The organism is Halobacillus rhizosphaerae (assembly GCF_046719735.1).
Classification (GTDB): Bacteria; Bacillota; Bacilli; order Bacillales; family Halobacillaceae; genus Halobacillus_B; species Halobacillus_B rhizosphaerae.
In genome coordinates this window covers 42,124-53,400 of record NZ_JAUTWQ010000031.1, presented here as the reverse complement: position 1 = coordinate 53,400, position 11,277 = coordinate 42,124, and the positions used below count along the sequence as shown (strand labels likewise).

Sequence of the window (11,277 nt, the reverse complement as noted above, 5' to 3'; positions counted from 1 at the left end):
ACGTACTGGTTGGTTCGTTCAGTTTTCAAAGATCAAATGTTTGTCTGCCGTTTTGGCGACAAGATCTAATTTATCATGGTTTCGGTGATTAGTCAATAACTTTTCTGTAAAAAATTATTTCCCTTTAAGCGGCTTTCAAAATCACGGCTGCTTTTCCCGACAACGATTAATAATATAGCATAGAATAAAAACACTTTGCAATAACTTCTGGAAAATTTCTTTAAAAAAATCATTAATTCCTTCTTCAGAATGGAAATGCACATAAAAAGACCTAAGAATGAACTCAGGTCTTCCTCATTACATTAGTCAGAATTTAATTATGTTTTTTCTTTTTGGGCATGTATTGCAAACACTCTTCACGTGCAGCAAACCTTCTAAAAATCTGAAAAAGAACGTCATACCTTTCTTCCATTGCCTGTTTAATACCTGGATCAATTCTATGATCCCCTAGATCAAATGTGATCTCTCCCATTTCTCTCTTTAGTAAGTATTCAATTTCACGACGCTCTTGTTCATTTACCATTAACCCATGCATAACTGCGACCTCCCTAGAAAAACAGCTCTTTGTTATTTTTACCCGTTTTCGCGTATTTATAGCATAGGCTGTCCTTTTTTTCATATGTATAGAACATAATGGTGGAAGGAGATGCGTGGTCGTGACTTTCTATACTTGGAAGGCAGAGAAAATAAAAAAATATGGACTAGTCATTATTTTAGCCTTATTCTGCGCAATTTTATTATGGGTAGGTCAACGAAGCCAGCTGCCTGTATTTTCTAACAAAGGAGAACCGAGGGCACTCAGTCAAGGAAGTGAGGATACTCCTTATGTAGCGCTGACATTTGATATCAGCTGGGGGAGTGAAAAAGTTTATGATATCTTAAAAAAACTCAAGGCATATGATGCCCACGCGACTTTTTTTGTTAGTGGCGAGTGGGCAGAAAGGCATCCAGAAATCCTCGAAGCTATTCAAAAAGGGAACCATGAAGTTGGGATGCTAGGCTATAGATATGAGAGTTATTTAGAGCAAAAACCTGCAGAAGTAGACGCGGATTTACGACACGCTAAAGAGGCATTCGATAAATTAGGGTATGAAAATATAAAGTGGATCCGGCCACCGCACGGCCATTTTGATAAAACTGTCTTAAATCAAATAGAAAAAGAAGGATTACAAACAGTCCAATGGAGCATTAACCCACGAGACTGGGAAAACCCCGGAACCAACAAAATTATCAACCAAGTATTAGAGAAAAGTTCAAAAGGAGATATTATATTACTTCATGCTTCTGATTCTGTTAAACAAACTTCCAATGCATTAGATGTCATCATTCCAGGACTGAAACAAAAAGGCTTAAAATTTGTAAGTATTACGGAATTGGCAAATGGCGGCAAAGCAAAAACTACTCAAGTAAATTAACTGACATCACCCTAAAATGTTTACATAAAAGGCACTTGCTGAATTTCAGCAAGTGCCTTTTATGTTGGTTCTGGCAAAGAATAAGAGCTTATATGACTGTAGTGAGCTCTCCGGCTCAAGGATCGTGGCGTTTTCTCTATGTAAGCATAAAGACTTTCCCAGAGCCATGGTTTTTTTAAGCAGATTTTCGTTTGGCATTTGCCGTTAACCGGTGGAGAAGAAGAACCTGATAAATATTACAAGCAAGCAATGGGATGATCATTAACAGCACATAATCATGTCCCTGAGTTCTTAAAGCAGGCACCCACTCGATTGTAGTCACCACAACCATAAAGAACAATGCAGGAATAAACGCTTTTGCATTGGTTTCTTTTGCTTTTCTTTTAGCTGTGAGTAACCCAATGATTAATAGTGCAATAGCAGTTAGAAAATATTCTAATAAAGATCCATTCTCTGTCGCTTGATAACGAAAATACACAAGATCAAATAAGGCAAAAGCAATTAAAACCACTTGAATAGGAATCCATAAGGAACGAAAGACACCCAGACCAAATTGATTAACGGTTAAATACGCAAAAAACCCCATTTGGCTGATAACACTGAAAATAAATCCTAATCCAATAAAAAAAAGCAATACCCCTAATAATTCCACCAATTGAAAGGGATCAAGAACTTTTTGATAAGCATCTGCCTTAATAACAAAACTTGAGATAACAGTTAAAACCCCGCCTAATAAAAGCGTGGTCAAAAACATTCGGACCCATTTACGACTATTCACGACCGTTCCCCCTAATTGCAAAAAAGAATGTATCCTTCGTATTTTATCATGAAGCCTCTCATTTTTCCTTAAGACCGCATATTTTTTTGCGATTTACAAATAGTAAAGTAAGGAGAACTTAAGAAAGGGGACAGCTCCAATGTCCAAAAAAAGCATTTATGTATGTACCGTCCTAATTCTTGTTTTCCTGTCAGCTTGCGGTGGCAGTTCTGGAGCAAGCCAGCAGGCGGATTATGATGAAACCAAGAAAATGATGGTAGATATCTTAAAGACAGATGATGGAAAAAAAGCCATAAAAAATGTACTCTCTGATAAAGAGATGCAGCAATCCATGGCGCTTGACTCTCAAGTAGTTTCTGAAGCCGTAACTAAAACCCTGGTCTCAGAAGATGGAAAAGCGTTCTGGAGCAAACTATTTTCTGATCCGACCTTTGTTCAAGGCTTCAGCAAGGTCATCAAGGATGAACAGAAAGACTTGATGAAAGGCCTGATGAAAGATGCAGAATACCAAAAGACCTTAATTGAATTATATAAAAATCCAGAAATGATGAGTGAAATGGTCACAGCCATGCAATCCCAAAAGTTCCGCTCTTATCTTGAAGAGACGATTCAGGAAACATTAAACAGTCCTGTCTTCCAAGCCAAGATGAGTGAAACGCTGCTAAAAGCGGCGGAAAAGATGAAAAGCGGTAACTCTTCTGGACAGCAAGGCGGAAACCAGCAAGGAGGCACCACCGGCCAATCATCTGATGGTCAAGCACAAGGCCAGGGCCAAGGGCAAGGCGGACAATCTGGCGGCTCATAAAAAAATCACGCTTTCCTATAAAAAGGAAGCGTGATTTTGTATGTTAGTACCTATCAATAACCTTTGCTGCCATATTGCGATAGACCAAACCAATCGGGTGGTCTTCCTGGTACACAGAAGGCGCAAAAATATCTTTTTCTTCATAAGGCTGCTGTAAAGGAATATGGCCAAGAATATCCGTTTTCAGCTCTTCGGCAAGCTTAGCTCCACCGCCTCGTCCGAATACAAATTCTTTGTTACCTGTTTCTTTACTTTCAAAATATGCCATATTTTCCACAACACCAAGAATTTCATGTTCCGTTTTTATGGCCATTTGGCCTGCACGGGCTGCTACAAACGCGGCTGTCGGATGCGGCGTAGTGACTATGATTTCTTTTGAAGCAGGAAGCATGGCATGTACATCTAGAGCCATATCTCCTGTACCTGGAGGTAGATCAAGCAAAATGTAGTCCATGTCTCCCCACTCTACTTCCTTAAAGAAACTGGTCAGCATTTTGCCAAGCATAGGACCACGCCAGATAATCGGTGAATTATCTTCTACAAAGAATCCCATAGAAATAACTTTTACTCCAAATCGCTCAACAGGAATAATTTTTTCACCACGTACAACGGGGCGATGTTCCACTCCCATCATATCAGGTACGCTGAATCCATAAATATCAGCGTCGATAATTCCAACCTTCTTCCCTAAACGGGAAAGACCAACAGCAAGGTTAACCGTTACCGTAGATTTTCCTACTCCGCCTTTACCACTTGCAATAGAGATAAATTTAGTTTTGCTGTTTCCATCAAGCAGCGAGTTCTGGGCGGCTTCTTCTGCTGCCGGCTGAAATTTATTTACAACCTCTTCCGGTAATTGATCAAAGCGAAGACCAACTGTCGCTGCTCCTCCACTCTTCAGAGCGTTAACAATCGTCTGCTGTAATTCCATTTGTTCCGCAGTGTTGGTTTTTGCGATTAATACCTTTACACTTACGTGGTTCTTTTCTTCTTTAATTTTAATCTCTTCAATTCCACCGGTTTCTTCCAACGTTTTATGTAAAAACGGATCCTCGATTGAATGAAGGATATTCAGCACTTTTTCTTGTGTAAGCACTTCGGTTCACCATCCTTAGAAATGTTTCAACATTGCAAGTATAACATACATGAAACGCTTTCTAAGCGATATGCCTTACGAATTGATTTTTCCTTTATTTTGCAGGGTATTCACGCTCTGTTACATACCGTAAGACGCCTTGATAAACCGCCGCTGCCATTTTCCTTTGATAATCGTTGCTTGCCAGTAATTCTCTCTCCTGGCTATTCGACAGGAAACCGGCTTCAATTAAAGCACCGGGAGCTTCTGCATGTTTTAATAAGTAAATGTTGGATAAACCTAGTGATTCTCTCGTTGTATTTTCCAAATTCGTCTTTATTTCAGATTGGATGAATTTAGCCAGGTTTTCACCATCTTTATTGCCCGGATAATAAAAAGTCTGTGCCCCTCTCCATTTCGGTGATGGAATGGCATTTAAGTGAATACTTAAGTAAAAGTCCGCATCTTTCTCTTTAATATACTGAACCCTGTTCCTAATATCCTCTGATTTCCTGCGTGATAAGCTTCCCGCTTCATCCGAAGAAAGATCTTCATCATCATAACGCGTCAAATAGACCAAAGCACCTGCCTGCTGCAAATAGTCCTGGATGTATTTAGATAATTGCAAAGTAATCTGCTTCTCTTCCGTTCCATCACTACCTACTGCTCCGCCATCCGGCCCTCCGTGACCAGGGTCAATCACAATTACTTTTCCAGACAGAGGTGACGACCAAGTCATCCAGGCATCTTTCGCTTCCTGGATTGGATAAGAAACTAGACACACGAGAACAATGATCCCCGCCAGCCAACCCACCGTTTTCATCCGACGTATCATCCATCCCACACTCCCTCATTCTCTCTATTTCACTATATGGGACAAGATCTGCATTTATGAGCAAAAGGGATGGAGAAAATCCGCCAAGAAGCAGTAAGATCTGTTTCTGAACATACAAAAAAGCCCCGGCCGAAATGGCCAGGGCTGGTTTTGAAAAAAATTAACGTTTAGAGAACTGTGGAGCACGACGAGCACCTTTAAGACCGTATTTCTTACGTTCTTTCATACGTGCATCACGAGTCAGTAGTCCTGCGCGTTTAAGCGGTGTACGATATTCAGGGTCTGCTTTTAATAAAGCACGAGCGATTCCGTGACGGATAGCACCCGCTTGTCCTGTAAATCCTCCACCATCGACGTTTACATAAACATCATAATTTCCTTCATTTTCTGTAACAGCTAGAGGCTGTTTAAGAATCATTCGAAGAGTTTCATATGGGAAAAAGTCTTCGGCATCACGATTATTTACTACTACACGACCAGTTCCTGGAACAAGACGTACACGAGCTGTTGACTTTTTACGACGTCCAGTACCGGAGTATTGTACTTGTGCCACTCTTGATTACCTCCTTCTATTATCCACGAAGTTCGTAAACTTCTGGTTGTTGTGCTTCATGCTTGTGGTCAGTGCCAGCATATACATGAAGTTTCTTACCCATTTTACGTCCTAGGCTTCCTTTTGGCAGCATACCTTTAACAGCAAGTTCTAGCATTTGCTCTGGGTATTTTGTGCGCATTTCGTCAGCCGTACGGGATTTCAAACCACCTGGGTGATTTGAATGACGGTAATAAATCTTGTCATTGATCTTGTTGCCTGTTAATTGAATTTCACCTGCATTAATGATGACTACGTGATCACCAGTGTCAACATGAGGTGTGTACGTTGGTTTATTTTTACCGCGAAGGATCGCAGCAACTTCGCTTGCCAAACGGCCGAGTGTCTGCCCTGCAGCATCTACAACAAACCATTTGCGATCCACGTTGTTTTCATTCGCCATGAAAGTTGTGCGCATATCGGTTTCCCTCCTGAATTGTTAATTTCGATAAGCTTGTCAAAATTTATCTCAAATACGATTAGTTTCCGGGGCTAACCGTGGTATAGAAATAAAATGCCATAGAATATAATATAACACACCCAACACCTATGTCAAGAGAATAAACACCAGGAATCGTTGTTTTTTTGATTAAATTATAAATTCATTCATGAACTCCGTGAACGCTTAGTAATCTACCTTCCAAAGAAACAACCCTCTTGAAGGGGCGGTTTTACCTGCAGCTTCACGGTCTCTCTTCTGAATAATGCGTGGGATATCGTCGATGGATCGTTCTTCAAGACCCACTTCAAGGATAGTTCCGACAAGAATTCGTACCATATTGTACAAGAAGCCGGTTCCTTTGAAAATAAACACGAGCTCAGATCCACTTGCGGCTATCCGCGCCTCAGTAATGGTTCTGACTTTACTGCCTTTAATATTCGTTTTGGCAGAACAAAAGGAAGTAAAATCATGCTCCCCCTCTATCAAGGTACAAGCATCACGCATAGCCTCTATATTCAAAGCCCTCCGAATATGGCATGTGTAATGACGCCTGAAAAAATCAGGATCCTGAGCATTCCATACGTAATATCTGTATTCTTTCTCTCTAGCATCATATCGGGAATGGAAATCTGCGTCCACTTCATCTACTGCCGCGATTTGTATATCGTCAGGCAGCAGGGAGCTGAGCGCACTTTTCCAATTAAACTCTGCAAGCTCAAGCGGTGTATCAAAGTGAATCACTTGCCCCTTTGCATGGACACCAGCGTCCGTACGGCCTGAAGCCGAGATCTTAATAGGTTTGCCTTTGTGCAGCTTGGAGAGAGCCTTTTCTAATTCTTCTTGAACGGTTCTCCCATTGTGCTGAATTTGATAACCTGAAAACTTAGTTCCATCATACTCAATTTTGAATCTTACCCGTTTCACCGAGGACGCCTCCCAATTAACTCCTTGTTAGAATAAGCCCCACAATCAGAGCTGAAAATAACACATACAAAGAAATATCCACTTTGCTAATCTGCAATTCACGCAATTTCGTCCGTCCTTCTCCACCTTTGTAGCCTCGAGCTTCCATCGCCATAGCGAGCTCCTCAGCCCGTTTAAATGCACTCACAAACAAAGGGACTAGCAAAGGAATGATTGCTCTTATACGGTCTTTAAACGACCCTGTACGAAAATCCACACCTCGTGACGCCTGCGCTCTTGAAATTTTTTCTGTTTCCTGCATAAGGGTTGGAATAAACCGCAGAGAAATCGACATCATTAAAGCTAATTCATGAACCGGAAAGCGAACCTTCTTCAAAGGAGCTAATAATTCCTCAATCGCATCGGTAATCTCTATAGGTGTGGTTGTTAATGTTAACAATGAAGTAACCATAATAAGTAAAAAGAAACGCAGGGAAATAGCAGCCCCCTGGATTAAAGCTTCACTGTATACTTTCCAGCCCAGCACATTAAAAATGACATCTCCTTGCTTAGTAACAATTAAGTGCAGCACAAAAGTAAACAGAATTAGCAGCCATATTGGCTTAAGGCCTTTCAGAATATAATAAACAGGAATGCGAGTGATGATCGCACTGCCCACCGCGAATACCGTTAGCAGTCCGTAACTCATAACAGAATTAGCAAAGAAGACAATCACAACAAAGAAAAAGATAATGGCAATCTTGGAGCGGGGATCTAGCCGGTGCACTACCGAATTCCCTGGAATGTACTGTCCAATAATCATAGAACTACTCATGGACACGCCCCCTTTGTACCAATTGGGACAATTCCTTTGCTAATTCTGCTATCGATTGTCCTGTATAGGGAATTTCTATCCCGAATTGCTCTTTAACTCTAGTTAGGAACTCAATCACTTCTGGAACATCCAGCTGAACTTGTTTCAGCTTTTCTCTTTGAGTAAAGATCTCAAGAGGAGGTCCCTCCATATACACTTCTCCGTGATTTAGAATAATAATGTGATCTGCATAAGCCAGCGCATCTTCCATACTGTGGGTAACCAGAATGGTCGTTCCCTCTTTTTCTTTATGAAGCCGGTAAAACATATCCATGATCTCCTGCTGCCCACTGGGATCAAGTCCAGCGGTTGGCTCATCAAGTACCAGCACTTTAGGTTCCATAGCAAGCACGCCCGCAATAGCGGCCCGCCGCATTTGACCGCCACTTAAATCAAAGGGAGACCGGTCCAGCATTTCTTCAGGCAGATGAACGGCAGCCATAGATTCAGCTGTCCGCTGTTTAATTTCTTCTTCTTTGACACCAAAGTTTAAAGGACCAAATGCAATATCCTTGGCCACTGTTTCTTCAAAAAGCTGATGCTCGGGATACTGAAATACAACCCCTACTTGTTTGCGCAATTCACGAAGATGTTTATTCTTTTCCCCAGCTTTCAATCGATAATCACCAATTGTTACTTCACCTTCAGTCGGGCGGACTAAGCCATTGAGATGCTGAATCAAAGTAGACTTACCAGAACCCGTATGTCCAATCACAGCCACGAAGGAACCCGACTTAATAGAAAAGGACAGCTTATTTAAAGCCCGATGTTCAAATGGACTATTGGGCTGATAAACATAACTTACCTCATTGAATGTAATGTCCATAATTCCTCCAATAACTCCTCGTGATTGAGTGGCTCACGTTGTAAGTTAACACCTGCAGCTTTTATTTCTTCTGCCAGTTTTGTTACGAAAGGAGTATCTAAGCCAATTTCTAATAAATCTTCTTTTTTTGCGAAAATGTCTCTAGGGCTGCCTTCCAGCCATACTTCTCCTTGGTTCATGACAATTACACGTCCGGCCTGGGTCACTTCCTGAAGATCGTGAGTAATCGTGATAAGAGATAAGTTACGCTGATGCTGCAATTCGCGTATCGTCTGCATAATTTCTTTCCGTCCCTTTGGATCAAGCATAGCTGTCGCTTCATCAAGTATAATGTATTGAGGTGACACCGCCAGGACGCTTGCGATGGCTACACGCTGTTTCTGACCGCCAGAGAGCCTGTGTGGTTCCTGACTTTCGTAATCTGTCATTCCAACCGCCTGAAGACTTTCTTTTATGCGCTCAACCATTAATTCTCTGGGCATACCGTGATTCTCCATACCAAAAGCTACATCATCCCGAACAGTGGTGCCAACAAACTGATTATCGGGGTTCTGGAAGACCATTCCTACTTGTTTGCGGACCTCCCAGACAGTCTCTTCATTTACAGACTGACCATCTACAAGCACTTCACCCTTTTCAGGAAATAAAAGGCCATTCATTAATTTGGCTATCGTAGATTTCCCCGATCCATTATGACCGATAATAGCCACCCACTCATCCGATTCAATAGCGAAGCTGACATTATTCAGCACCCACGGCATATCCTCCTGATAACGAAACGAAACATTTCTAAACTCAATCCTGCTCATGAAGCTTCCTCCTCTGCTCTTAACCGACTATTTCCCGGGAAATACGACAAATATTCCCCAGCTCATATTAAATCGTATAGTAAATTCCAGCTGTATTTCCACATAAAAATCTGTGTTTAGGAAATAGTAGATACCAACATAGTCATCACAAGCGGATCCACACCCAAACGGAATACCTCGGTTAAGAGCTTTAAGGACGAAGCTCTGTACCAATGTCTAGTTAGGATCCGAGTCCGCTAGCATAGAATGGATAGTCATTATTCACATCCACATGAGACTCAGGAGTTTGATAACTAGTGCTGACTGCACCGCAAACCTCACCAACTCATTTAAACTTCCCAGGCAATAAAAAAAGGGCTGGAGTTAACCTCTGAACGAGATTTCTTCCTGCCCTTTTACACCTATCGCATATGGTGACATTAAACTAGTTCAATGATCGCCATTTTCGCTCCGTCACCCTTACGTTCACCTAGCTTAAGCACGCGAGTGTAACCACCTTGGCGGTCTTCGTAGCGTGGGCCAATATCAGAGAACAACTTTTGTAAAGCTGTTTGATCCCCTTCTTCATTAGCACCTGCTTGGTAAAGGAATGATTCAGCTTGACGACGGGCGTGAAGATCGCCTCGTTTACCTAGTGTAATCATTTTTTCTACAACTGAACGAAGCTCTTTCGCTTTAGCTTCTGTTGTTTCTAGACGTTCGTGAACGATCAAGTCTGTTGCTAAGTTACGTAGCAGCGCCATACGTTGATCTGTAGTACGACCTAGTTTTCTAGCCATTGATAATCCCTCCCTTTTCAGAAACTCTTAGATGTGATCGATTAATCTTCTTTTCTTAAGCCTAGTCCGAGCTCATCTAATTTGTGCTTCACTTCTTCAAGAGACTTGCGGCCAAGGTTACGAACCTTCATCATGTCATCTTCTGACTTATTCGCAAGTTCCTGAACTGTATTTATACCAGCCCGTTTCAAACAGTTATAAGAACGAACGGATAGATCCAATTCTTCAATCGTCATCTCAAGAACTTTTTCTTTCTGATCCTCTTCTTTTTCAACCATGATTTCAGCTTTCTGAGCTTCATCAGTAAGGCCGACAAAGATATTAAGGTGTTCCATATAGATTTTAGCACCTAGGGAAATCGCCTCTTCTGGACGAAGACTTCCGTCAGTCCATACATCCAAAGTTAACTTATCGAAGTTTGAAGTCTGACCAATTCTTGTGTTCTCTACTTGGTAAGTGACACGAGATACTGGTGTAAAGATTGAGTCAACTGGAATCACACCAATTGGTAAATCTTCGTGGTTATTACCTTCTGCAGGACGATATCCACGTCCGCGTTCAGCAGTAATCCGCATACGAAGACTTGTATTGCTATCCATTGTAGCAATGTGAAGATCTGGATTCAGAACTTCTACATCACTATCATGAGTGATATCAGCAGCCGTAACTTTTCCTTCACCCTGAACATCAATTTCTAAAGTCTTTTCATCCTCAGAATAAATCTTAAGAGCTAGTTTCTTCAGGTTCAAAATGACGGTAGTAACGTCCTCAACAACACCATCGATAGTTGAGAATTCGTGAAGAACTCCATCAATTTGAACGGATGTCACAGCAGCGCCAGGAAGTGAGGATAACAGGATACGACGCAAGGAGTTACCAAGTGTTGTACCATACCCACGTTCAAGCGGTTCGACGACGAACTTACCAAAAGTGGACTCATCGCTGATCTCAACCGTTTCAATTTTTGGCTTTTCAATTTCGATCATTACACAAAAACCTCCTTCAAAACGTCGAAACCCCGGTTAGACCCTTGTCTAACCGAAATTCCTCAGGTAAGCAGTCCCGTTTTTAAAACTGCATATTTGCTGTCTAGAGCTTGCTATTATAAATAGCTATCATAACCCATTATAGACAGTGTGACAAA

At 41.5% G+C, this 11,277-nt stretch carries 14 protein-coding genes; 2 read left to right on the top strand and 12 right to left on the bottom strand.

Translation table 11 applies throughout. From position 1 onward, the window contains the following. Window positions 1-313: 313 nt before the first annotated feature. The gene (locus Q7A53_RS20475) at window positions 314-535 is read right to left on the bottom strand and encodes a hypothetical protein (protein WP_411791071.1); all 222 of its coding nucleotides are present in this window, start codon (window positions 533-535) and stop codon (window positions 314-316) included. Between the two features lie 121 nt (window positions 536-656). On the opposite strand from Q7A53_RS20475, the gene Q7A53_RS20470 reads away from it, so the two are divergent. Beyond that, the gene (locus Q7A53_RS20470) at window positions 657-1,415 is read left to right on the top strand and encodes a polysaccharide deacetylase family protein (RefSeq protein WP_411791070.1); all 759 of its coding nucleotides are present in this window, start codon (window positions 657-659) and stop codon (window positions 1,413-1,415) included. Window positions 1,416-1,590: 175 nt separating this feature from the next. Here Q7A53_RS20470 and Q7A53_RS20465 read toward each other — a convergent pair whose 3' ends face one another. Beyond that, window positions 1,591-2,193 (bottom strand): KinB-signaling pathway activation protein, encoded by a 603-nt coding sequence (locus Q7A53_RS20465; RefSeq protein ID WP_411791069.1) that lies wholly within the window; start codon window positions 2,191-2,193, stop codon window positions 1,591-1,593. Between the two features lie 139 nt (window positions 2,194-2,332). Here Q7A53_RS20465 and gerD point away from each other — a divergent pair, with 139 nt between their 5' ends. Further along, on the top strand, window positions 2,333-2,998 hold the full coding sequence (gene gerD / locus Q7A53_RS20460; RefSeq protein WP_411791068.1) for a spore germination lipoprotein GerD: 666 nt from the start codon (window positions 2,333-2,335) through the stop codon (window positions 2,996-2,998). A gap of 43 nt (window positions 2,999-3,041) precedes the next feature. On the opposite strand, the gene Q7A53_RS20455 is transcribed toward gerD, so the two are convergent. The 10 genes from Q7A53_RS20455 to Q7A53_RS20410 all read right to left on the bottom strand — a co-directional run bounded on the left by Q7A53_RS20455 (window position 3,042) and on the right by Q7A53_RS20410 (window position 11,119). Then, window positions 3,042-4,094, bottom strand: coding sequence for an Mrp/NBP35 family ATP-binding protein (locus Q7A53_RS20455; protein WP_411791067.1), 1,053 nt, complete (start codon window positions 4,092-4,094; stop codon window positions 3,042-3,044). A 94-nt stretch (window positions 4,095-4,188) separates the two neighbouring features. Continuing rightward, window positions 4,189-4,908: an N-acetylmuramoyl-L-alanine amidase CwlD gene (gene cwlD, locus Q7A53_RS20450; protein WP_411791066.1), complete on the bottom strand. Its 720-nt coding sequence runs from the start codon at window positions 4,906-4,908 to the stop codon at window positions 4,189-4,191. A gap of 160 nt (window positions 4,909-5,068) precedes the next feature. Continuing rightward, on the bottom strand, window positions 5,069-5,461 hold the full coding sequence (gene rpsI, locus Q7A53_RS20445; RefSeq protein ID WP_411791065.1) for a 30S ribosomal protein S9: 393 nt from the start codon (window positions 5,459-5,461) through the stop codon (window positions 5,069-5,071). Window positions 5,462-5,480: 19 nt separating this feature from the next. Next, the gene (gene rplM, locus Q7A53_RS20440; RefSeq protein ID WP_411791064.1) at window positions 5,481-5,918 is read right to left on the bottom strand and encodes a 50S ribosomal protein L13; all 438 of its coding nucleotides are present in this window, start codon (window positions 5,916-5,918) and stop codon (window positions 5,481-5,483) included. Window positions 5,919-6,125: 207 nt separating this feature from the next. Beyond that, the gene (truA, locus tag Q7A53_RS20435) at window positions 6,126-6,866 is read right to left on the bottom strand and encodes a tRNA pseudouridine(38-40) synthase TruA (RefSeq protein WP_411791063.1); all 741 of its coding nucleotides are present in this window, start codon (window positions 6,864-6,866) and stop codon (window positions 6,126-6,128) included. 16 nt (window positions 6,867-6,882) lie between these two features. Then, window positions 6,883-7,680, bottom strand: a complete 798-nt coding sequence (locus Q7A53_RS20430) for an energy-coupling factor transporter transmembrane component T family protein (RefSeq protein ID WP_411791062.1) — start codon at window positions 7,678-7,680, stop codon at window positions 6,883-6,885. Next, window positions 7,673-8,545 carry an energy-coupling factor ABC transporter ATP-binding protein gene (locus Q7A53_RS20425; RefSeq protein ID WP_411791061.1) on the bottom strand — a complete coding sequence of 291 codons (873 nt, stop codon included), beginning with the start codon at window positions 8,543-8,545 and terminating at the stop codon, window positions 7,673-7,675. The genes Q7A53_RS20430 and Q7A53_RS20425 overlap by 8 nt, the downstream gene beginning before the upstream one ends. Then, window positions 8,521-9,354, bottom strand: a complete 834-nt coding sequence (locus Q7A53_RS20420) for an energy-coupling factor ABC transporter ATP-binding protein (protein ID WP_411791060.1) — start codon at window positions 9,352-9,354, stop codon at window positions 8,521-8,523. Before Q7A53_RS20420 ends, Q7A53_RS20425 begins: the two co-directional genes overlap by 25 nt. 419 nt (window positions 9,355-9,773) lie before the next feature. Beyond that, window positions 9,774-10,133, bottom strand: a complete 360-nt coding sequence (gene rplQ / locus Q7A53_RS20415) for a 50S ribosomal protein L17 (protein WP_411791059.1) — start codon at window positions 10,131-10,133, stop codon at window positions 9,774-9,776. Between the two features lie 41 nt (window positions 10,134-10,174). Beyond that, window positions 10,175-11,119 carry a DNA-directed RNA polymerase subunit alpha gene (locus Q7A53_RS20410; RefSeq protein ID WP_411791058.1) on the bottom strand — a complete coding sequence of 315 codons (945 nt, stop codon included), beginning with the start codon at window positions 11,117-11,119 and terminating at the stop codon, window positions 10,175-10,177. Window positions 11,120-11,277: the final 158 nt, after the last annotated feature.